Annotated in this window: 16 protein-coding genes, 1 tRNA gene and 1 pseudogene; 3 read left to right on the top strand and 15 right to left on the bottom strand. The window is 61.3% G+C overall.

The window, feature by feature from the left end; translation table 11 throughout:
• From ACOJSJ_RS17970 to ACOJSJ_RS17900, 15 genes and pseudogenes are all read right to left on the bottom strand, one after another.
• Positions 1-248 (bottom strand): annotated as a pseudogene (locus ACOJSJ_RS17970) (hypothetical protein); the annotation flags it as partial.
• Positions 249-462: 214 nt separating this feature from the next.
• Positions 463-1,386 carry a nucleotidyltransferase domain-containing protein gene (locus ACOJSJ_RS17965; protein WP_420146323.1) on the bottom strand — a complete coding sequence of 308 codons (924 nt, stop codon included), beginning with the start codon at positions 1,384-1,386 and terminating at the stop codon, positions 463-465.
• 133 nt (positions 1,387-1,519) lie between these two features.
• The gene (locus ACOJSJ_RS17960; protein ID WP_420146322.1) at positions 1,520-3,430 is read right to left on the bottom strand and encodes an ATP-dependent helicase; all 1,911 of its coding nucleotides are present in this window, start codon (positions 3,428-3,430) and stop codon (positions 1,520-1,522) included.
• A complete protein-coding gene (locus ACOJSJ_RS17955; RefSeq protein ID WP_420146321.1) occupies positions 3,427-5,340 on the bottom strand; it encodes an ATP-dependent nuclease in 1,914 nt (637 codons plus the stop codon). The genes ACOJSJ_RS17960 and ACOJSJ_RS17955 overlap by 4 nt, the downstream gene beginning before the upstream one ends.
• Complete coding sequence (locus tag ACOJSJ_RS17950; protein WP_420146320.1) at positions 5,340-6,566, bottom strand: GIY-YIG nuclease family protein; 1,227 nt, start codon at positions 6,564-6,566, stop codon at positions 5,340-5,342. Before ACOJSJ_RS17950 ends, ACOJSJ_RS17955 begins: the two co-directional genes overlap by 1 nt.
• A complete protein-coding gene (locus ACOJSJ_RS17945) occupies positions 6,559-8,607 on the bottom strand; it encodes a pseudomurein-binding repeat-containing protein (RefSeq protein ID WP_420146324.1) in 2,049 nt (682 codons plus the stop codon). The genes ACOJSJ_RS17950 and ACOJSJ_RS17945 overlap by 8 nt, the downstream gene beginning before the upstream one ends.
• A gap of 8 nt (positions 8,608-8,615) precedes the next feature.
• On the bottom strand, positions 8,616-11,405 hold the full coding sequence (locus ACOJSJ_RS17940) for a class I SAM-dependent DNA methyltransferase (RefSeq protein ID WP_420146319.1): 2,790 nt from the start codon (positions 11,403-11,405) through the stop codon (positions 8,616-8,618).
• Positions 11,406-11,546: 141 nt separating this feature from the next.
• Complete coding sequence (gene mobF, locus ACOJSJ_RS17935; RefSeq protein WP_420146318.1) at positions 11,547-14,402, bottom strand: MobF family relaxase; 2,856 nt, start codon at positions 14,400-14,402, stop codon at positions 11,547-11,549.
• Entirely contained in the window at positions 14,306-16,153 is a 1,848-nt protein-coding gene (locus ACOJSJ_RS17930) for a type IV secretion system DNA-binding domain-containing protein (RefSeq protein WP_420146317.1), read from the bottom strand. The genes mobF and ACOJSJ_RS17930 overlap by 97 nt, the downstream gene beginning before the upstream one ends.
• Positions 16,150-16,521, bottom strand: a complete 372-nt coding sequence (locus tag ACOJSJ_RS17925; RefSeq protein WP_420146316.1) for a hypothetical protein — start codon at positions 16,519-16,521, stop codon at positions 16,150-16,152. The genes ACOJSJ_RS17930 and ACOJSJ_RS17925 overlap by 4 nt, the downstream gene beginning before the upstream one ends.
• Before the next feature lie 207 nt (positions 16,522-16,728).
• Entirely contained in the window at positions 16,729-17,343 is a 615-nt protein-coding gene (locus tag ACOJSJ_RS17920; protein ID WP_420146315.1) for a hypothetical protein, read from the bottom strand.
• A 107-nt stretch (positions 17,344-17,450) separates the two neighbouring features.
• Positions 17,451-17,624 (bottom strand): helix-turn-helix domain-containing protein, encoded by a 174-nt coding sequence (locus ACOJSJ_RS17915; protein ID WP_420146314.1) that lies wholly within the window; start codon positions 17,622-17,624, stop codon positions 17,451-17,453.
• Positions 17,625-17,799: 175 nt separating this feature from the next.
• The gene (locus ACOJSJ_RS17910; RefSeq protein ID WP_420146313.1) at positions 17,800-18,699 is read right to left on the bottom strand and encodes a hypothetical protein; all 900 of its coding nucleotides are present in this window, start codon (positions 18,697-18,699) and stop codon (positions 17,800-17,802) included.
• Entirely contained in the window at positions 18,696-19,889 is a 1,194-nt protein-coding gene (locus ACOJSJ_RS17905; RefSeq protein ID WP_420146312.1) for a tyrosine-type recombinase/integrase, read from the bottom strand. Before ACOJSJ_RS17905 ends, ACOJSJ_RS17910 begins: the two co-directional genes overlap by 4 nt.
• Before the next feature lie 167 nt (positions 19,890-20,056).
• A tRNA-Cys gene (locus tag ACOJSJ_RS17900) sits at positions 20,057-20,130 on the bottom strand.
• Positions 20,131-20,332: 202 nt separating this feature from the next.
• Between ACOJSJ_RS17900 and ACOJSJ_RS17895 the strand changes: the two genes are divergently transcribed.
• The 3 genes from ACOJSJ_RS17895 (at position 20,333) to ACOJSJ_RS17885 (ending at position 23,027) form a co-directional block, all read left to right on the top strand.
• Entirely contained in the window at positions 20,333-20,965 is a 633-nt protein-coding gene (locus tag ACOJSJ_RS17895) for a protein-L-isoaspartate O-methyltransferase family protein (protein ID WP_420146311.1), read from the top strand.
• 21 nt (positions 20,966-20,986) lie between these two features.
• A complete protein-coding gene (locus ACOJSJ_RS17890) occupies positions 20,987-22,477 on the top strand; it encodes a TolC family outer membrane protein (protein WP_420146310.1) in 1,491 nt (496 codons plus the stop codon).
• 73 nt (positions 22,478-22,550) lie between these two features.
• Entirely contained in the window at positions 22,551-23,027 is a 477-nt protein-coding gene (locus ACOJSJ_RS17885; RefSeq protein WP_420146309.1) for a DUF2497 domain-containing protein, read from the top strand.
• Positions 23,028-23,133: the final 106 nt, after the last annotated feature.

Raw genomic sequence — 23,133 nt, 5'->3', positions numbered from 1 at the left:
CACAGTTCGTAATCGGAAAACTTGATCGTCTGGTCGTCTTCATACCACGACCGCCGCGCATAGGGGCCGATCAGGATGATCCGCCTGATCTGACCCAGCTCGGGGGCCTGCACCTGATCGGGATCGAAGAAAGCGCGCAGGATGCGCGTGATCCGCTCAATCTCGCCCTGCTTGCGGCGGACGAGATGGTCGACGCGCGCCATCACGACTTCGCGCGCGTAGAAGTCTTTTGGTGTCGGGGTAGTCATTTGCAGCTCGCACAGCGGCGGTCCGCGCAATCGCGCGCGAATGTGCAAGCGGTGTCCGCTGTACGCCGCTAAAGCGGTCTACAGCAACTGTCCGACCTCGGCCGGACCTGCGTGATGCTGGCAGGATAATCCTCGGGATGGCCGCCAGTCACTCCATCCCGTGGGCGGGATTATGTCAGAATCGGGGACTCCCGGCAAGCCAGTGGGCGGCGCGCTATGCGGACGCCGTCGCCTTTTCGAGTTCGGCGATGCGATCGGTGCAGACCTGATGAACGACGCGGCCGAGTTCTTCGACCCGTTCGCCGAGCCAGGTCAGCTCTTCTTCGCTGATCCGGTAGTGCTTGGAATAGCGAGCCTTGGTGTAAGCTTCCTTGAGCTTCTGGAACATCGCCCGCTCGCGATGTGTCGCTTCTGGCCAGATGCCGAAAAGACGTCGATCCTGACCTTCGGCGAGGGAACGCAGGAAGGCGATATTGTGGTTATATGGCGAGTAGTATGTCAGCGTTAGAAGCGCGCAGGCGTAAATATTCTCCGTTGCCTGATGCAATAGGAAGGCAGCTTTCTTCCAGCTTTCCCGCCCCATGTAGAATTTGTATCCCTCAAGGAATTCAGCGGCGCTCGCGACGTGTTCCTCGAAATACTCTTTGGCTGCGGATAGCGCTTGTTCCGGTGTCTTGGGCTTAGGCGTCGCCAACTCGCGGTCATCGGCCTCGTAAAGCGCAATCCCGTCCTTCGCGACCTCCATGAAGAAAACGCGGCCATGCGCGAGTCCGTCGTTCACCTCATGCAGCGAATGGACGATGAAGTTGACCGGCGTTTGGAGCGTCTTTTCGATCGTGTAGGCGCGGATCAGCCGCTCCTCGGCCTTCGCCCAATAGGCAGCGCGGTCTGTCAACTCCTTCTGACTGACGATGACGAGAATATCATAGTCGGATTTGTACTGGTTCGCCGACGTCGGCGCATCGACCCAATCGCCGCGCGCATAGCTGCCGAACAGGATAATCTTGAGAATGCGCGCGCCCTTGCGCGCGCCGGTCGCATTTTCCGTCGCCGCACCGAATTCGTCGAAGATGATCGCGACGATACGCTCAAGCTCGCGCTGTTTGGCGGCAGGAAGGTGATCGATGTCCGTACGCATCGCTATGATTCTTCGAGCAATACCTACCCATTGGCAAGCGCTATCGCGGCTAAATTGTCTCTCAGACGATGCGTGCGCATCATGAACGAGCAATCGGACAACGCGGATTTCGCCCCCCAGCAGAGTAGGAAGGTCAGTCGCTTGGATCGGCAAGGCCCATTTCAATAAGGAACCGTGACGGCTGCTTGGCCCATCCGCGGTAGCTCTTCGCCCGGCTGAGGATTAGGCATTCCTTTGCACGTGTGATGGCAACAAAACAGTTGCGGCGTTCTTCCTCCATCTCGGGGCTATTGTCGTCTTTCTGGCGGCTCTGGAACGAAGGCAATATGTCTTCGGCCAAGCCGACCAGATAGACAAAATCGAACTCGCGCCCCTTCGCGCCATGCACGGTCATCAACGTGACAGTGTGCGCCTGCGGCGATGGCGCTTTCGAGCGCAGTTGAAGTTGCTGCAGAAACTCGTCGAGGGTGATGCTGCTGCCGAAGTGCCGTCTGATGTCGGCCGAAATTTCGCGCCATGCGGCGAGATCTTCCACCAAATCAGGGTCAGGAACGTCACCTGACGCCCGGGCGTCCAGTTCCGACAACATTTCGCCGATCACGCTCTTGGCGGAAGCTGCATCAAGACGGCCTGCGGCCTCCAACAATTTGGCGTGTGGCGAAGCAGCGCCGACCTCTGCATTGGCGGCTGCAACCCATGTGCTGAAATAGCCCGCACCGCTGGCTTCCGCATGTGACAACACCTGTCCAACGGCGGTTTGCACCTCGGCAAAGCGATTAAAGGCGTCAATCAGCACAGCAAGGTTTCGCCGGTCCAGCGGGCGCACGGTCTGAACAAGGCAGGCGACCATCCACCGCATTTCGGCAGACAGAAAATCATCGCGGCGCTGCGCGATGACCGCAGGCACATGTGCGGCTTTCAGCGCTTTCAGCATCTTTTCGAGCGAAGCGCGAGTTCTGGCCAGAACAGTAGTCTGGCTCCATTGCTCCTTACCGCGCGCGGCGATCTCCTCGGCGATTTTCTCGGCCTCGATCTCGTCGGTTTCAAAGATGCGAAGCTGGATGTGGTCCTGCTCGGGGAGTTTGAGGTCCGTCTTGCCAGCAACCAGCGGCTTCTTCGCTTCAGTCCTCTGGACGTTGTAAGCGACAAGCCGGTTCGCTGCGGCGACAATCGCGGGCGGGCAACGGTAGTTCGTCGGGAGCTGAATCAGTTCTGGCTGGTAGTCGGCGCGAAAGCGTTGGATTTGTCGGAAGCTCGCACCGTTCCATTGATAGATGATCTGGTCGTCGTCCGCGACCGCGAACACATTTTTGAAATCGTCGCCCGCCATCGTGCGAATGAGCCGGTATTGGCCGTCGTTCGTGTCCTGAAACTCGTCCAGAAGCCAATATGGGTAGGACCGGCGATATCGAGCCGCGATGGCCGGGAATGTCGACAGCAGGCGAAACGCCTCGAATATGAGAGAGTTGAAGTCGAGCACGTTCAACCGGCGCAATTCGCTTTCATAAGCCTCATAGGCTTGGGCGATGATCTGGGGATTTGTGGTGCGCGAAAGGCGCGACAGAGCGTCCTTGGGTTCGATCAGCAGGGTTTTCATGCGGTCAATCAGGCCGAGATAGCGAACGCAGTCCGCATCCATGCCTGTCCGTTTCAGCGCGTCCTCAAGCACCGCCTTGCGGTCGTCGTCCTGCGAGTAGATTGCGAAATCCGGGTTGATGCCGAGATGGATGCCGTGCTGGCGCAGCACCTGTCCGCAGAAGCTATGGAAGGTGCCAATGTTGGCGCGTTCCTCAAGGCCGGGGACGAAGGTCGCCACGCGCTCTTTCATTTCGTCCGCGGCCTTGTTGGTGAACGTAAGCGCGAGAACGCGGAAAGACTGGTCCCGCCCCTCATTCAGCAAGCGCGCAATGCGGCACGTTAACACCTGCGTTTTGCCCGATCCCGGTCCTGCTAGGACCAACATCGCGCCGTTATCCCAGCCGACGGCTTCGCGTTGGATTTCGGTTAATTTGGCAAGTGCGGTTTCGAGAGGAGTTTCGATCATGTCAGCCCTCGCAGGTCAGCGATGGAGTCGCGGAAGGCTTGCGGCATGCGAGCCGCGAGCGCTGCATTCCCTCGCATCATATCTACAAGCGCCGCTGCATATCCGGTCTTGTGGTGGCGCATGAGGTCGAGCAACGCCGCTGCATCTGCGGCCGCCGCTGCGGCCACACCTGCTTGCGTCAACGCAGCCCTCAGTTCAGCCTCAAGTCCATCGGCGATCATCTGCGCTTCAATGTCGTCGGCAGCGTGGGTGCGGCATCGGGCAGTCACGAAAGCAGGGGCAAAATCACGCGCAGCGATGCTGTCGCTATAACCCTGCCCCGCTCCGTCGCCGTCGAAAACAGCCAACCACGGAATAGAAAGGGCACGCGCGAGCGCTGCAAAGATGGCAGGATTGCCGTTGTTCTGGGCGTCAATCACCGCAACGCCGTGCTCGTCCAAGTCATAGCCAAGTTCACGCGCCATCGCGTGAACGAGCAGATACTCGGCTTGTCCCTCCACGATGAACCAGCGGCGGGCAAAGAAGATTTCGCCGCGAATCCGACGCGCGAAGGTTTCAAGCGATCTCAACTCATCATCGCTGATGTAAAGCAAGGCGCGGTCGTGCAGATCGCGCAACACGCCATGGATCACTGCCCGGTCGGCATGGGTGCCATAGCAGGTCAGCAACCCCCTGTAGGGGGCTTGTTCGAGCTTGCCATGAACAGTCAGAAGTTCCGCTGCGCGGTCGTATTCCATTGTTCCGCCGCCGGCCGCGACTACAGCATCCAAAGCAGCGACGTGCGGAATGCGTGCGAAAAAACTCGGCGGCAGTGAGCAAACCTCAGTGCCGTTCTCGGTCAGGCGGACAAGGCGCAAGTCACGGAATGGCACATGCTGAACGAAATAGGGTGAGTGCGTGGTAATGATCTTCTGACCCGGCAGAGCTTGTATATGCGTCCACAGAGTGCGCGCAGCCTGAGGGTGCAAATGGGTTTCCGGTTCTTCGAGCGCCAACACAGGCGCGCTGTCGGCCTCATACAGCTCGGTAAGCAAGTGTTCGACGAACGCCTGAAACAAGAAAATGACAGACAGACTCTGCATACCTTGGCCGTGCCGTTGCAACGGTAGCCACGGCCAATCTGGTTCGTTGCGCAAGATGATTTCGGCCTTGGATAGCAAATCCCACGATTTGAGAGGGACGAGGCGCAAATCGGCCCCGCCATCCCGATCACGGGCCGCGACCCGTGTTGCGCCCGACAAGGTGCCCGCGATTTGACCTAGGCGCGGATCGGCTTGCAAGAGCTTGCGATTCAAAAGGTCAAGGACGCGCTGAACCTTGGCTTCCAGCGCCGATGGTATCTCCATCGCTTTCAGTAGACGGCCCCAAAACTGCGAACGCGGCGAAAATTCGTCGTCCACGTCCCGCAAGGCCCCGAGATAGAAAACCGGTAGATACTGCCAAAACCGTTCGAGATTCATGCGGCGCGCAGAGCCGCCAACCAGCGGTGCCCGGCCAGCGTTCAGGAAAACCCAAGATGGCTCGAAATTGCCCTCCGCTTCATTCCACGCGCAGCTCGCGCGCAGGATGATGAATGTCTTGCCCGTCGTCGGATCGGTCTGGGCGATTTCATCAAGGTCTTGCTGGAGCGCGTCAGGCCATTCGCCTGCGGCCTGTTCCTCGACACGGATTTCGATTGAGACACCCGGGGGAGCCTTGGGGTCCGCATTTTCGTCGGCAAGGTGAACATCGTATTCGGTAAAGCCGGTACCGCGCTGTCCCCAGCGGCGGGTCAGCACAATCCTGATGGCATCGAGGATAGCGGTCTTACCGGCATTGTTGGGCCCGATCAAAACAGTCGTTTCATTGAGGTCGAGGTCGAGCGCCTTGATCGACCGGAAGTTCTCAATGGTGAGGCGACTGATGCGCATTACGCGCCGCCCGCCAAATCGCTGGCGCGTCGCACCAGCCGGGCCGCTTTCGGGTCGTATATATAATGCGTGATCGTGCCGTCTCTGATCTTCTCCACAGCGTCGTCAATCACAAACACCGGCACAAGAAACCATTCGCGCGGGATGACAGGATTGCCAAAGCGATCCTTGATCTCGATGTCGAGACGCGCCGGATCGAAGATACGGTGGATCAGGTTTTCGAGCTTGGTGCGGTTTACGTTGTAGAGCGTGTAGGTGGCGACGATCTCCACGTCCGCCAGCAGGAAGGTGGCGTCCAGCTTGGCATTGGCGATGCGCCGCCCCACGTTGCCCCCCGTAACGCCGATCTTGTGCAGCACCTCACGGTTGGCCGCGACGGCGGGGTTGTCCGACTTGCTACGCAGGACATAGATGGTGCCGCTGGCTAGGTCGCCATCGTCGCTCTCACCTGCAAATAGGGGACCGGCGCTCTGCTCCGATACGGCACGGCTAGTGTCGTCCTTATACAGCGCGCGCTGCAGGGAGCGGAGCAACAAGTTGCTCTCGGTGCCGTTGGAATAGATGACACGCAGGCGGGCGTCGCTTTCGCCATTAGGCGCTTTGAAAGGTTCGCCGACTTCGGCGACATAGGCGATCTGGCCGCCGAGGATGAAAAACTCCCCCGCCCTGATGTCGGTTTTCAGGAATCCGGCATCCTTGCGGATGGGCTGGGTGATGCGCGCGCCGCTGTCGATGTCCGTCTGCACTGCATCGAACAGCGGCTTGAAGCGGTCGAAGTCCTCGCACCGTTCGCGGTTGGCGATGTCCTCGGCGGCGCGTTTTTCGGCGGCGGAGCGGACGTGCCGCAGCGCGGTGATGTCATCCGCCTCGGCGTCCACGCCAAGCTGCGCCAGCAGCTCGTCATCGCTGATGTCATCTGGGGCATCGGCGATGACCGGAGCCGCGCCGTTCAGCAGTTCCTGATGATCGAGGGGTTCCAGAAGGGCGCGGCTTTCCGGCTGGGCGCGCAGCCGGTCGAGTCTCACGGCATATAGGCGCTCGAAGATGTCGAGACCCTCGCCGTGGCGGGGGCTGTGGCCGTGTTGCTCGACAAATCGCTGAATCTCCTCGAAACCCGCGATGATGCGTTCCTCACGCGGCGTCCGGGCGGACTCCTTCTTGGCCTCGACCTCAACGCCAAGCTCAGCCAGCAAGGCGTCGTCGTCATCGGTGAAGCCGCTAGCCACGCGTGGTCTCCGCCTTCATGCGGGCAAGGAAGGCAACGCCTTCGGCCATGCGCTTTTCCCATGCGTCCGGCGACGTGATGGACGGCAAGCGTCCACGCTCCTGTTTGAATTTCAGAGCGCGCTTGGCCAGATCGCGCGCTTCCTCCGGTGTCAAGCTGGTGCGCTTGGCGGCGATGGCGGCGGCAACGGTTTTCAGGCTGTCCTCGCTCATGGTCTTAGCAAGGATAGCATAAGCCTCGCCAAAGGGGTTGATGCGGTCGATCAGGTCGATGTCGAGTTCACGTACGTCCATCGCAAACCGGCGCACGCCGTCGATCAGCGCGGTGTTCGCGCTTGGCTCCCCGCCGTCATCGCCAAGTGCGACCTTCTTGGCCTGCTGGGTGAGATTGATGGCGGCGATGGCGTGCTGACGCACCGCCTCTTGATCTTCCTCGTCCAGTTCGGGGTATTTGTCCTTGATGATCTTGCCAAGGCGCACCTGCGTCAACTCCTCGGGGATCAGCTCCTCATCAAATAGCCCGCGCTCGATGCTCGGCTTGTCCTGAACGAAGGTGGCGATCACCTCGTTCAAATCCTCGCGGCAGATGCGCGCGGCCTCGGGGGACTTGGGTTCCGCCAAGCCCTTAATCTCGATCTGGAATACCCCGCGTTCCTCGTGAAAACCGACATTGCACTTGTCGGGATCGTAGCCGCCTTCGCCATAGTCGAAGCCCGGCTGAGCGGTGCTGGTGGCGGGGTTCTTGGGCTTGAACTCGAAGCGCGGGGCAAGCACCTGTTCCATCAGCAGGCTGGCGGCGATGGCTTTGAGAGTGTCGTTGACGGCCTCAGTAACGGCGGATTCCGCCGCGTCCGGCTCCGCGATCAGGTTGGTGAAGCGCGCGCGGCTCTTGCCCGGCGCGTCGCGGGTCGCGCGCCCGATAATCTGCACGATCTCCGTCAGGCTGGCGCGATAGCCGACGGTCAGCGCGTGTTCGCACCAAATCCAGTCAAAGCCCTCCTTGGCCATGCCTAGGGCGATGATGATGTCCACATGATCGCGGTTGTTCTTATGCGCGGGGTCTTTGAGTGCGGCGGCAACCTTGTCCCGCTTGCCGGGATCGTCGTCCACAAGGTCGGCGACGCGCAAGGTGCGGCCATCGGCAGTCTTAATCAACTGGAAGCCGGTCGCGGAGTCGGTCCCCTCCCAGTCGCCTAGTGCCTCGATGATATGCTCCACCTCCCTGATCTTGTCCTTCGTGCTTTCACGCGAATTGACGTTGGGAATATGGATGATGGTTTTTTCGGCGGGATCGAGCACGGCGAGGATGTCGTCGGCATAAGCGCCGGAATAGAAAAAATAGCCGATGTCGAGCTGTTTCAGATATTCGTAGCCGTTGAGCTGCTCGTAATAGGTATAGGTGACGCTATCGAATTTGGACTCGTCCTGCGGTGCAAGGACGGCCTCGGCGTCGCCCCGAAAATACGATCCGGTCATGGCGACGATGTGCACCTTGTCGCGGGCGATGAACTGGCCCAGATGCTGGCCCAGCTTGTTGTCGGGGTTGGCGGAGACGTGGTGGAACTCGTCCACCGCGATCAGGCGATCATCGAACGCCTCCACGCCGAACTTGTCCACGGCGAAGCGGAAGGTGGCATGGGTGCAGACCAACACCGTGTCATCGCTTCTCAGAAACGCGCCAACGGAATTGACCTTGCCGCCGTTGTCAGCACCGGGCGCGTTGCAGAGGTTCCAATTCGGCTGCACCTGCCAGTCGCCCCAAAAGCCGAACTTGGACAGCGGCTCATCGGCGAAGGATGATCCGATGGTCTTTTCCGGCACGACAATGATCGCCTGCTTCAATCCCTGATTGGCGAGCTTGTCGAGCGCGATGAACATGAGGGCGCGGCTCTTGCCGGACGCGGGCGGCGACTTGATGAGCAGGTATTGCTCGCCGCGCTTCTCATAGGCGCGCTCCTGCATTGGCCTCATGCCTAGAGCGTTGGCCTTGGTGGAGCCGCCGTTGCGGGCATAGGAAACCGAAACGGATGGAACTGATTTCATATTAGTGGTCACGCGCTTGCCCCCGTCTTCCACTTCCGCGCCGCTCCCGCGCCTGCGGTCATCTTGGTATATAGCTCGAACAGCTTTTCGAGCCGTTCGGTGTCATTCCTGAATCGCCGCCCGATATAGATGCGCTCCAATACCTCGTCGTTGCGCTCGTGCGCTTCACGCAATTCGTCGGGCATCGCTTCGGGATCATAAAGATCGGCGATTGTGGCGGGGAAATGCACCTCCCGCGCCAACAGAATGTCCTCCGCGCAGCGGGTCAGGTCATCCCTGTTCTTCTCGGTGAGCGTCGGCACCGGAAAGGTGTTCCAGCCGAGCGTGTTGGAATAGCGAAAGTCGGTTTTCAACTTGCCGCACACGGTGGCGACCCAGACAAGGTGGAGTCGTGAGGCTATCAGAGCCATGTTCCAAAGGGGGGAATCATAGAGAGCAAATGAGCTATCGGCGACGATGGAACGCTCTGGTAGCAAACCGATGGGTAGATATGGCCTTCTCTCAGAACTTACGCGGGGAACAATCAGTGACATGCGTTCACCGACACCCTGAATCTGCCGGAAGCGGTGCGGAAAATCGGCGGCAGGTCGCGTTTCGGCTGCGATGCTATTCGCACGAAACTCTCTGATATTCTCCAACCGGCGCGCGATCTCCGGTATCTGCGCGGCCCTGTCCGCGTCGCGGTCGTCAATCCAAAGGCAATACCGTTGTATGCCTCGGATAAATTCCGCTGAGCCATAGTAAGGTCTGATAAATTCGCGGGCTTCTGGATATTCGCCAATCAAGCGGTTGGCTGTATCGTGGTCCATGAAGAAATTGCCGTCATCGGTGGGCTTGTTCCCCCACAGCATAAGTGCCCGGTCCAGCGATGTTCGGTTTACCTTCTCCACGATTAAGTCTGGGCCAGGGACAAGGTAGGCGTTAATATTGGAAACCTCCTTGACGATGGCTGCGCGATCATCGCCAATGGAATATAATTTTCGGGTAGGGCTAGGTGCGATTTCTAAGCCGATAATTGCCACAGTCACGCCAGCATTGTGACTCGCTAGATTGGCCCATTTGAATGAGGTGTGTGCAAAGGCTATTTTATTCTCGGTCCCAAATATCAGCGGCCAAAGGACCGGCACTTGCTCACCTTGACAGACTGAGTTCGTAGACACGAAGGCCGTGGCAGCCTTGGTCGCTGTGGCGTAATCGGCCGCCTTCATGAACCAGCCCGCCACATAGTCGAGAGATTTCCAGTTTTTCGTTCTGGAACCGAAGATGGCCTGCAATTCGGCCTTCTGTTCACTATCCTGCCATGTAGAGCCGAGATACGGCGGATTGCCGCAGATGTATGTTTCGCCGCCTTCGTTCTCGAAGTCGATCTGCGCCTGATCGAGCGGCGTCGCAAATAGGTCATCCCCTGTCAGCTTCACGCCAGTTCCGGTCGGCGGGCAGATGCTCAACCAGTCGAGCCGCAGCGCGTTGCCGCAGGTAATCCAGTTCTGCGCGTTGAGCGGCAGAAACTCGGCCAAGGCGAGCCGCTCTCCGCGATACATCACGTCGCACTGGAACTCCGCGATGATAAGCGCGAGGCGCGCGATCTCGGCGGGAAAATCGCGAAGCTCGATCCCCCGAAAATTGGTGAGCGGAATATCGGACACGCGGCCGTCCTCATTGCGCCGCCGGTTGATCTCGGCCTCGATGGCCCGCATTTCCTTGTAGGCGATGACAAGGAAATTCCCGCTGCCGCACGCGGGGTCGAACACGCGGATTTTCGCCATGCGGTTGCGCAGGTTCAACAGCTTGCGCGGGTTGTCGTCAGCCTCGGCCAGATGCGCGCGCAGGTCGTCCAGAAAGAGTGGGTTCAGGACTTTCAGGATGTTGGGAACGCTGGTGTAGTGCATTCCTAGCGCGCCGCGCTCTTCATCATCAGCGACGGCCTGAATCATCGACCCGAAGATGTCGGGGTTGATCTTGGTCCAATCGAGACTGCCGATATGCAGCAGATAGGATCGCGCGATGCGGCTGAATCGCGGCACGTCGAGACTGCCGGAAAACAGTCCGCCGTTAACGTAAGGGAAGGGACGCGCCCAGTTGCGGATATTCGAGGCTTCGTGATCCTCCTTGCGCGTGTTCATCGCGCGGAACAGCTCACCGATCACCTCATGGGTGTTGGAACTATCCCGATCACTCATCTTCTCGATGGTGCCGGTGAAAGGATAGCTGCGATGAAAGATGTCCGTATCCTCCGCGAAAAAGCAGAAGATCAGACGGGCCATAAAATGATTCATGTCGGGGCGGCGCTCGGCGCTGCCCCATTCGGGGTTGTCTTTCAGCAGTTCCACATACAGCCGATTGAGGCGGCTGGTCGCACGGATGTCGAAACTGCTTTCGCGGACTTGCCGGACGGTAGTGATGCCAGCAAGCGGCAGGAAAAACCCGAAATGGTCAGGAAACTCGGCGAAGGTGCAGGCGACGGTTTCGCCGGAATCGGTGTCCTCGGCTTCAAAGGTGTCGCCGTCCGTGGCGAGGATGAACTTGGCCTTTGCCTTGGCGGTCGCGGGACTGGCCTTGAGCGCGGCGAAGGCGGCAGAAACCTCGCCGGGCGCGGCAACGGCAATATGGATATTGTTGCGCTGCAATACCGCGCCGGGAAGTTCAGAGGCGTTGGTCGAGCCTTTGACGGCGCGCAAGCGCTTAATTGTTGTCGCCTTGTTCCCAAAGGCTTCAAGGAACTGAAACGGAAATTCCGCCGCATCGAACGGGCGTTCCGCCAGAGCGGAAACAGCTTCTTCAATCTCAACGGCGTTCATTACTCAACCATATTCCAGTTTTATTTAGGTGGGCGTGCGGCGCGTGGCGAATGCCAAGATGCGTTCCCCTAATGGAGAACTAGAGGGACGGACTACGAATGTCATCCCAAACCATGGGGGGTCGCGACATATTTCCCGGCTTTACCCTATTCCGGCCCCCATCGCCTTTTCGGCAACTGGCGTTGGCATGGCGGCCTGCGCAATGGCGGTCTGCAACTGACCGGCGCGCTCGTTGATGGCGGACACCAACTTGCCGCGATCATTGGTGAAGATGGTGGCGGATTCCTTTGCGCGAGATATGCCCACGTAAAAGGATTTCTGATCGACAAGGTTGGTCGCCTTGCTGTCGGCGTGGATTATCACATGATCGGCGGTGCGGCCTTGGGCGGCAAAGGCGGTGTCAACATAGGCATGGGCGATATGCCGGTCGCAGGCGGAATCGAGATTGAGCGTCTCGGTCTTGCCGTCCGGGGTCTGGATGATGGCGGTGCGGGTCTGCTCATCCACGGCGATCACCTCACCGCGCCCACCGTTGACGCGGCCCGCCTCGCGGTCGTTGCGGGTGAACCGGATGCTTTCACCGGATTTCAGGTCCAGCGGCTGCGGTGCAAACGCTTGGCTTTTGCCCGCACCCCATTGTCGTAACCGCCAATCGACCTCGCGCCCATCCTCCGATTTGAGCGCGACGGCGGCCTTGGCTGGGTCGATGGATTCGACGCGATAGGCTTCGCCGCGCTTCACGCCCTTGTCGGCATAGTCGCGGGCGAACCGAACCACATCGCCTTTGTCATAGCTCAATGGATCGCGCGCCTCGGCGCGGGTCAGCCCCTTGTTGGCAAGGCTCTGCATGGTCACGGCGGGGCCGGTGAGCGCCTCCCTCCGGGTGAGCGCAGCGCGAATATCAGCCGTCAACGCATCGCGCCCCTCGCGTGACGGCTCGATAACAAGGGTGCGAGCGCGGCTGGCCTTGGCCAGCCCTGCATATCGCTCGGCGATAGCGGCGAACCTTTCCGCACGATCGGCGCTCTCGATGATCTGGCCGCCGCCACGATCCAGCGCGGCGAGCGCGTTCTTGGCATCGCCCTCGATCGACGCCAGCACGGCCTCCTTGGTCGCCGCATTGGTCTGCCGGACGATCTCGCCGAGCTTGGCGGTCTCCATGCCTGCACTCTGCAACTGCGCGAACGCCGCGCCCGCCTCGACCGAACCAAGCTGCTTCACGTCGCCGACAAGGATGATGCGGGCGTTATGCTTATCGGCCAGGTCGAACAGCCGCGCGGTGTCGCGGGCGGATAGAAGCGATGCCTCGTCCACGATCCACGCGGCGGACTGGCCCAGATGAGACCGCTCGGGTGATAACAAATGGCGCGCTACCGTATCGCTGCGCGCGCCCAGCGCCTCACCCAGCACCATCGCCGCCGATGCGGTGGGAGCAAGCGCGACAACCGATACGCCCCGTGCCTCGACCTCGCGGGCGAAGGTCGCGAGAACGGTCGTGGTCTTGGCGGTGCCCGCATAACCCTGAACGGCGGTGATGCGGTTGCGGCTGGTCAGAAGCTGCTCGGTGGCGGCGCGCTGGTCGGCGTTCCAGCCAAAGCCTGCACGCTCGGCTTGTGTCGCGGCGCTGGCGACGGCCTTAGCGGCGGCGAGCGGCGACGCGATGGGCGCGAGCGCGACGCGCCCCTCGGCCTCGATCCGCAACATCTTGGTCTCGGTCTCGACATTCTGGCGGGTGGTGAATCCGGCGAACTCCGCGCCGCGCCGGTCGAGATAGGTTCGGCCGATCAATTCACCCTGTTTCGCAGCGGTGTCAATTGCGGCACCGATCTCGGCATAACTGACCTTGGCCAGCCCGATCCGTCCGGCTTCCTCCTGCAAGGCGGCAGCGGAAAAGACCGATTGCCGTTCGCCGAGCTTGTCGGCGGCATAGGCAACGGCGCGATCCGCCATTGTCGCCTGCTCGGCCATGTCGGCGCGGTGCGCGGGGCTGGCGGCATGGGCTTCGGCCTGCCTGACCATCGCCAGCCGCGCGTCGATTCCGAACCCGGCTGCGCTCGCCGTCCCCCGCCAGTCGGCAACAAGGCTGGCATAATCTGTTGCGACCTTCGCTTGCCGGGTGTCGAGCGCGGCGATCTGCTTTTCGGCGGCGCTGGCGGCAACGCGCGATGTGCCGCGCTCGCCAAGCGCCGCCTCGATTTCGGCGCTGCGGGTGCTGAACGCACCGATAACATCGGCGGACACGCCCTTGATCTCGAACAGCGAGTCCTTGCCCGTCTCGATCTCATAACCGAGTTCGCGGACCTTCAGTGCCAGTTCCTGCCGGTAGATCGCGCCAATCTGCTTTTGAAGCTGGTAGATGGCGCGGGGTTCAAGGCTGCGCCATGTGCCGTCCTCACCCCGCGTCGCATTCATAATGACATTGTGGGTGTGAAGCTGCGGGTCTTGGGCGCGGCTGGTGCCATGCTGGAAGCTGGCGACGACGAGATTGCCGGTCGCCTTGCGGGTCACGGTGCCGTCGTCGCGGATGCGGGTGGCGGCCATATGCTGCTCGACATGCGCCATCGCGGTTTTGACGGCTTGCCCGTGCGCCGCGATCAGCCGCCGGTCGCCCGCGACCTCGGCCATGATCGACACCGACTTGGGCGCGCTCAAGGTCACGTCCCAGCCGGGACGATGCTCCAACTGACCGCCGCGATACGTCCCAAGCTGCTGATCGCAGATCCGGCCGTCCAGCAACTCGCGGAATTGGTCGCGATCGACCTCGCCGGACAGGCCCAGCGCCTCCGCGCCAGCGCCCTGCCACTCGGACGGCGACAAGCCGCCCTCGGCATAATAGTCATCGGCCTCATAATAGCTGCTGGCCTGCGTCGAACTGATCAGCGCCGACACCGACGCGACCATCAGACCGGCCCCCGGCTCTTGGGTGGTGGCGGCGACAACCGCGCGGATGGAGGCGGAGACGGAGACGATGGCGCGGTCTGCACCACCTGCTGCCAAAGCGTGGTTTTCGGATCGCCCGCGAGGAATCCCGGCTGGCAGGCCTTGCCGCGCCGTGCGAGATGATCGGCCGTGAGCTTGATCCGGGCAACCGGCAAGCCATCGGGGAATAGCAAATAGCCCTCATATTTCGGCAGGCGGAGTTCGCTTTCGAGAATGGCGGGCCGCATCTTCCGCATCCGGCCCAAGGTCGTGCGCGCCGCATCGTCGCCCTCGGCGAGCGCGTCGGTCATGGTCTGGATCTCGACTTCACATTCGCCGATTGTCTGGCTCGCCCATACGCGGGTCTCGCTGTCGATGGTCTGGAGGAACAGCTTGGTGTTGCAGCACCCCAACAGCGATTCCGCGATCTGCGGTCCATAGCGGTGCCGCATCTGGCCGAGCGCCTGAAAGGTCAGCACTACCGCCGCGCCGAACTTGCGTCCCTCGGGCAGGAGCCGGGCAAGGTTATCGACGCGCGGCAGGTCGGCCAGCTCGTCGAGCACGAACCAGATGCGTCGGTCGGGCGATGGCGAAAGACCCAGCACGGCGCTCGCCGCGCATTCGAGCCAACAGGCGAGCAGCGGCTTCGACGCTTCGAAATAATCCTCCTTGCGCGGCACGAATATCCACGGGCGGGCGCCGGTGCGCTTGTCTAGCCCTGCGATAAAATCGCGGAAGGCGAAGGCTATCTCGCCATCCTTCGGCATCCGAAGGAACTGGATCAGGTTCGCGGCCTTGGCGAGCATGAACAAGACGCTGCCCGTCGCGCGGTCGGCATCGTCGGAGAATGTCCGGGCCGACGATGTGTCTTTCAGCCAGCTCTTAAGCTTGTCCTTGTCCCACTTTTGCAGCGCGTCGAGCAGGTCCGGCAGCGTGCATTTCTTCTCCTTCCACAATTCCCGGATCATGTTGGCGACGAGGATGCGGCTGGTTTCGAGCCAGACATCGCGATCGTGCTGGCCGGTCTCGGTGATAAGCTGTTGCGCGATGCGGTCGGCGTCGGCCGGGTGCGCGATCTCGGCGAAGGGCGTCCAGAAAGCGCAGCGGGCATCGAACGGGTTCAGGATGATGTCGCCGCGCGCTGGATCATAATAATGCGCGATGAACTCGCCGCTGGTGTCATAGACCAGCGCGGCTTCGCCGCGCGCCTCGATCCCATCGAGCATCTGGCGCAGCGCCGTGGTCTTGCCGCTGCCGGTCGTGCCGATCATCGCCATATGCCGCGTCTCGAGCCGCGCCGGGATCGGCACCGCGCCGATGGCGAGTGCGCGGACACCGGCTTCGGCGGCGGTCAGCGCCGCAAGCTGCTTCTCGCTCGTGACGAGGGTTCCGGCGATGACACGATCGCGCAAAGCGCGCTCGCGCCGCCGCGCCCTGACACGGCGCAAGAGGAACAGGCCAGACAGCCAGCCGACGAAGCCGAGCAGACCGCCTTTTACCGATAGCGATAAGAGGCGTGATACTGATCCGCGATAATAGCGATCAGCAACGACCGCGCGGGCCGGGACGCGATATTGCCTTCCCTCGTATGTGACGGTGATTGCCGGATCGGGACTGAAGGCGACCCAAAGTGCTCCGCGCGCATAGGCATAGACGCCAATCGCCCATTGCTCGTCCTTGTCGAGCATCGCGTAGGGCGCGCCGATCGACCCCAGGGAGAGTGATGCGAGCATGATGCCAGCCTGTCGCTTCAACCGCTGCCAGTGGCTAAGCCGATGGTGCCGGCGCAACGCGTCAGCATGGATGCGGCGATCATTGGATTGGGTCATGGCCGCTTCCCCTGCGAAAGCCGCCGCTGGCGATCATAGGCCTCGTTGATCTCGGCGACAGCGATCTCATCGGTGGTGCGCTCGCCCAGCCCCGCGCTGCGGGCGTAGCAATAAGCGGCGCAAGCCGTGAACAGCGCCCGGTCCAGCATGTGTTCGACATCGACAATGCGGTTGCTGATCGACGCCAATTCCGAGACCAGTTCGCCCGATATGGCATCGCGCCCGGCGGGATCGGCGAGCGTCGCAACGCCCGTCTTCACGCTGCGCTGGAGCATCGCATAGACGCTGATGCCTCGGCGCTCGGCGAGCGCGCGAAGCGCTTTGTCGAGCGATACCGGCACGCGGATGGTGTGGCGGACGAGTTTCATTGGCCACCTCCCATGCGACAGCGATCCGCTGTCTCTTCCAAAGGCGGAAATCCGCGCTTTCCAAGATCGCGGTAAAAGCCGCCGTCGGATCGCCGCCTCCAAAAGTGGCGGAAAAGCTGGATGCACCCGTGCGTGAGGTGTGTATCAAAATTACTGGCTCGATGCGTAGCATCGCAGCCCTGCGACCTTGCCATAAGGGCGGCCGGATCAGTCATGGTCCGAACCTTTCTGGCAAGCATCGCACAAGGAGCCATCGGGCTTGCCGCAACAGCACCCGGCAGGTCGATCGCTGTCGTCCGATAAAGAGTCCGATACCGGCTTGGCGAAATGCTCCGCCACCCATCGGGCGATGACGGCGCGGGCTTCGCGGTCGGCCTTGCGACGGTCGATCTCACGGCGCTGGCGCGGCTGATCGTAAAGACGATGCTCGATGATCCAGTGGAGAATCGTTTTCTCGATAGCTTCCTGCACGCGCGCGTCGAGCCGGTGGGCTTCAACCGGATCGAGGTGCGCGGTGACGCCGGGAGACTCGATCAGCCCGCCAAGCGGAAGATAGCTCACGCCCGCCTTCTGTAACGGGCCGTCGATACGCAGACTGGAAAGCTCGCCCCGGTAGATATGGAGAGACGGGCGCTCGTTGAGCGTCCAGTCCGCGATGGAACTGCGATAGGTTTCGCCATCGTCGTTGTCCAAGAGCAGCCGCTCGATGAGCGGCAAGGTGAAACCGGCGATGCGATAGTCGGCGGTGAAACGGAGCGTGACCTTACGGCCCGCCCATAAGCGATTGGCGAGCCGATCCATGGCGCGGCGAAAAATGGACATGAGAAATCCTTTCGTGAAATCACGATGCAGAGCTTTCGGGTGCTTCGGGGAGCAGGCGCGGAGCGGCCCGCCAATTCAAAAGGCTGGGGCCGTGGAACGCCTGCGGGTCAGATGGCGGTGCGGGATTGCACCAAGCGCCGGATGGATTCGGTGGTCAGCAGGGTTCGCCTGCCGATCTTGATGGCGTCGAGGCCACCGGATTTAATGAGGGCGTAAACCGACGACCGTCCAACGCCGAGCGCTTTGGCGGTGTCATTGATCGATATGGCAATGGGTTCCATTTGCTTGTCTCCTTGTTGCCGATTCGCGGCGAGAGACAGGCCAAATTGCACATGGTTGCCGGTGTGTCGTCCAGCAATGGGAAAGCCGTAAGAGTCTGCCGATGACGCGGATTACAGAAATGCAGGGAGGGGGTCCGAAAATCCCTTCGCAGCGTTCGAAAAACGATGGCGCTGGTCAGCGGTCTTTGGCGGACGCGATCATTTCCACATGCGTGCAGATTTTTTCCGCGTATCGCGTCAATTGATCGCGGCGCGGCACGTCACCGGATTCGTCGGCGTTGGTTTCGAACCATTCGGACAGCCAATTTTTGACGGTGCTGATCGCAGCCGCCCGATCCTTCATGTCCAATGCGGCCAACCGTGGATCGCCGATCAGGGCGATAATCGCCTCGTCATAACGGTATTTGGTGTTCCGGCCGGGTCCGCCCCTGCGCTTCGGCCTGTTCATTGCGAGCATCGTCTCGACATCTTCGCGATGAAGATAAAGGTCAGCGGGCAGCGACATCGCCGTCGGGTAACGCATGACCATCCCCCGGTCCTTGCTGTGTTCGGAGAATAGGAAATAGCGCAGCCTGCCGAAAAACTGCCTGCGTTTGAGAGGAACCCGCTGCTTGCGGAAGCGGGAAAGATAATAGGCTTTCGGGCCGTCTACCTTCTGCAAATAGCCCAGCACCTCGTCAAAGAGCCTGTCCGGCGCATGGGGAAGTTTCAACGGCGCGTCGGGGATTTTGAGGCCGTATTGATATGCCTGCCGCCAAAGGTGCGGCGCGATCGTGGCGGCCAACGCGGCCAATGTGAGGTAGAAGAAAAGGTCCGTCGCTGTCGAATGGCCTGAGACAAGGAGGCCGATCAAGAGGAGGACAGACAGGAATCCGAAGGCAAAGCTGATGACGAAGGCGAGATTATAATATCGAACCGGCGACGGCTTGGCCTGATTGATAATCGCCGCGTTCAAGCTCAAGCCTTCGTCCAGATCGTCCGACCTGAATTGGGCCAGCACCTTCCAGAGCGGCACGTTGTCGGCTTCATCCCCGTCTGCGAAGATTCTCCAACCTTCTCCGGGGCGACCTGTCATCTGTTCCCTCCTTCGCGCAGTTCGTCCAGATAGTTGCTCCACCACTGCGCCATTTCAACACGCTCAGCCCAATAAGCTGACTGATTGTAGATGCGCCGAACGCTGCCCGCGACCATGTGCGCCAGCGCCCGCTCGATCGCGTCGGGGTTCCATTTGCCGCACTCGTTCAAGAGCGAGGATGCCGACGTGCGAAAGCCGTGCGCAGTCATCTGGTCCTTTGGATAACCCATCCGGCGGAGCGCTGCATTGATCGTATTCTCACTGATCGGCCGCGCCCGCGATCTGATTGACGGGAACACATAGCGGCCAGAACCGGACAGTGATCGCATATTGGTGAGGATCGCGAGAGACTGCCGCGACAAGGGGACCGAATGAGGTTGGCGCATCTTCATCTTCCCTTCTGGAATGATCCAGACCGCCTTGCCAAAATCTACCTCCGTCCATTCCATATGACGGACTTCGCCGGGACGCTGAAAAACATGGGGCGTCAACCTTAGCGCGTGCATCACTGCGGGGTCGCCCTGATAATCTTCGATCGCGCGAAGCAACGCCCCGAACGTGACCGGATCGGTGATAGCCGGGAAATGTTTGACCCTCGGTGTGGTCAGCGCGCCAATTAATAATTGCGCCGGATCGCGTTCCGCGCGGGCGGTGGCGACTGAATAGCGAAACACGCGACTTGCGAACGCCCGCAAGAGATTTGCCGTTTCCAATCGGCCGCGCCGCTCATGCTTCCGTAGTTCGTGCAACAATTCCTGCGGCGTGATTTCCGCCACGGGACGCTTTCCAAAATCGGTTCCGAGCAGTTTCACGAACCAGCGCATCTTTGCCAGAGTCGGCTCCGCCAAGCCCTCCCGCATCTTCTTCTCGATCAATTCCTGCGCCACACTCGAAAAACTGTTGCTGGCTCGGATGCCCGCCTCGATGCGAGCTTGCCGCTTAACAAAATTGGGATCGATCGAATGGGCCAATTGTCTGCGCGCAGCATCGCGAGCACTACGCGCCTCCGCCAAGGTGATTTCGGGGTAGGAGCCAATCGCCAGTTTTCGCTCTACGCCGTTTATGCGGTATTTGACGCGCCACAGCTTGCTGCCCCTTGGATTGACCAGTAGATACAAGCCCTGCGAATCTGAGACCTTGTAGGGCTTGTCCTTGGGTTTCGCTTTGCGAATTGCGGTGTCGGTCAGCACGGTGGGGGCCTCGCTTTCATAGAGGCTTGGCGAAGCCCCCTGATTGGGCCCCCAACATCCGCAACTACGGGCAAACAGAGGCCATCACTGGCAATCAGCGAATGGTCTTAAACTATCGGAAATCAGGGGTTTTTTCAACCGTCAGCACACCTCGGCTGACAGGTTTATGGAGGCCCGAGCCGGAATCGAACCGGCGTGCAAGGATTTGCAGTCCTCTGCGTCACCACTCCGCCATCGGGCCTCGGCGTGGGAGGCCGCAAATGTGCGGCTTTGCATGCAAAGTCAAGCGGGTCATGACATCATGATGCCAAGAATCTTGTACGGCAGCGCGCAAAGCCGCTTGGCGCGGGCGTCCTGCTGATTTAGAGGTCCGATGATTACCTTAGTGTATTGCATTGCCAATACAGTTGTGCCAAGCCCACTGGACCGAGCGAGAAATGATCGTGACCGAGCAGAATTATTCTTCGATGCGGACCGCCATGGTCGAAAGCCAGTTGCGTACCAGCGACGTGGATGATCAGCGCGTCATCGCCGTGATGGCAAAGGTGCCGCGCGAGGAATTCGTTCCCGCCGACCGCCGGGCCATGACCTATATCGACCGGCCGATCCCGCTGGACGGTGGCCGTTCGCTGAACCCGCCGCTGGTGACCGGCCGCCTGTTGAAGGAAGCGCAGGTCGAGGCTGGCGACAAGGTGCTGCTGATCGGCGCGGCCACCGGCTATGCTGCGGCGCTGCTGGCCGAACTGGGTGCGCAGGTGACGGCTGTCGAGGAAGAGGGCGGTACGGACTTCGCGGTGCCGGGCGTCACGGTCGTGCGCGGTGCGCTCCATGCAGGCGCCGCCGCTGGCGCGCCCTATGACGTGCTTTTCATCGACGGCGCGGTGGAGGAAGTCCCCGCGACGCTCGTTCAGCAGCTTGCCGACAATGGCCGCGTGGTCACCGGGATCGTGGATCGCGCCGTGACGCGGCTGTGCAGCGGCCGGGTCGTCGGCGGCGTGCTGGGCATGAGCAGCCTTGTCGATATGGAAATGGTCACGCTGCCCGGTTTCGGCGCGACCAAGGGTTTCGTGTTCTAAAGAGATGATGGGCGGGGATAGATGACGGCAAAGCGTATTTATAATCGGCGTTGCGCCGCCATCGCTCTGTTGTCTCTGTCCCCCGCCTTCACAGGGCAGGTGCAGGCGGAAACGCTGCAAGGCGCCCTGGCCAAGGCCTATGCCGGCAACCCCACGCTGACCGGTGCACGCGCCGGACAGCGGGCGACCGACGAAAATGTGCCGATCCAGAAGGCGTCGGGGCGCCCCGGCGTGGATGTGACCGGCAGTTTTTCGGAAAGCATCCTGAAACCTACGATCAGCTTCACATCGCCCCAGCGCACCATCAATGCGCAGGCGCAGCTGAACGTCCCGATTTATCAGGGCGGGGCGGTGCGCAACGGGGTGAAGGCGGCGCAGGTGCGCGTGGAAGCCGGGCAGGCCAATCTGCGCGGCACCGAAGCCAGCGTCTTTTCCCAGGTCGTGGGCGCCTATATGGACGTGCTGCGCGACAATGCGGTGCTGTCGCTCAATCAGTCGAACGTGCGCGCGCTGGAGGTCAATCTTCAGGCGACCAATGACCGGTTCGAGGTCGGCGACCTGACCCGCACCGACGTGGCCCAGTCGCAGTCGCGGCTGGCGCTGGCCCGGTCGGATCTTCAGACGGCGCAGGCCAATCTGGTCACCAGCCGCGAAAATTACATCGCGCTGGTCGGCGAAGCGCCCGAAGCGCTCGATTCGCCGCCGCCGCTGCCGGGCCTTCCCGCGACCGCCGACGACGCGGTGCAGGTGGCGCTGAACGACAATCCCGACATATTGGCGGCCAAGAAGAGCCGGATCGCGGCGGGCTATGATGTGAAGGTCGCGCGGGCGGCGCGCCTGCCGACCCTGTCGGGCTTCACGCAGGCGGGCTACACCAACTATCTGCATACGCTGGGCGGCACCGCACAGGACGCCGAGGGCAATGCGATCGAAGGGCCGCAGGTCAACAAGCAGGCCGCCGCCGGGGTGCAGCTGAGCATTCCCCTCTATCAGGGTGGTCAGCCCGCGGCGCAGGTGCGCCGCAATCAGGCGCTCGAATCGCAGGCGATCGAGCGAGAGATCGAGGTGGAGCGTGGCGTCATTTCCCAGACCCGCGCCGCCTATGCCAGCTGGCAGGCTTCGCTGGAGAGCATCGAGTCGAATCAGAAGGCGGTCGACGCCGCCGATCTGGCGCTTGAAGGGGTGCGCGCGGAAAATAGCGTGGGCAGTCGCACGATCCTCGACATCCTCGACGCCGAACAGGAATCGCTGCGCGCAAAGGTTCAGATGGTGACGGCGCAGCGCAATGCCTATGTGGCCGGGTTCAGTGTGATCGCCGCCATGGGCCATGCCGAAGCCGACGATCTGGGACTGGACGCGGGCACGCTGTACGACCCGATGGTCAATTACAACCGGGTGAAGGGGAAGTGGCTCGACTGGAGCTTCGATCACAAGCCGGAACCGGTCGCGACGCGAACCGTTGACACGCCGACGCAAAAGCCCAATGTCGATCCCGCATCGAAGCAGCCTTAACCGCTTGTTAACCCGGCTGGGTAATCTTAAGCATTAGTTAGGGTGCGCAATGGATTTTGGACGGGGACTATCCATGGGTGACATGACCAAGGAACCCTCGATGGAAGAGATACTCTCCTCCATCAAGCGGATCATCGCCGAAGAAGGCGAGGAAGCGGTGCAGGCCGCGCCCCGCCGCATGCGTGGTGAGGCGGTAAAGCCCATCGCCATCGAACAGATTGTTCCGGCCATCGACGAAGTGCTGGAACTGACCGACGAGATTGCGGAGGAGGAAGTCGTGCCCGCCCCCAAAGCTGCGCCCAAGGCCGTGTCTGCCGCCGGATCGGCCGACGAATCGATCCTGTCGGTGGAAAGCGAAGTGGCCGCACGCCATTCGCTGTCGGCTCTGTCTTCCATGCTGGTCGCGCCCAAGGATGGCGGCGACAATACGCTGGAGGGACTGGTCCGATCCATGCTGAAGCCGATGCTCAAGGAATGGCTCGACACCCGTCTGCCCGCCATGGTCGAAGACATGGTGGCAAAGGAAATCGCGCGCATCACCGGCCGCTGAGTCGCAGGCTTGCCGCGTCTGTCGCGGCGGCCTAGACCCCCTGACATGATGACGACATGCCGCCGAAGCGGCAGCCCGTCGCCTATGTGATACAGGGGTTGTTTCC

Source organism: Sphingobium sp., assembly GCF_048594625.1.
In the GTDB taxonomy this organism is placed as follows: domain Bacteria; phylum Pseudomonadota; class Alphaproteobacteria; order Sphingomonadales; family Sphingomonadaceae; genus Sphingobium.
Note: the sequence above shows the minus strand (reverse complement) of the source record. Positions and strands in the feature narration are given on the sequence as shown.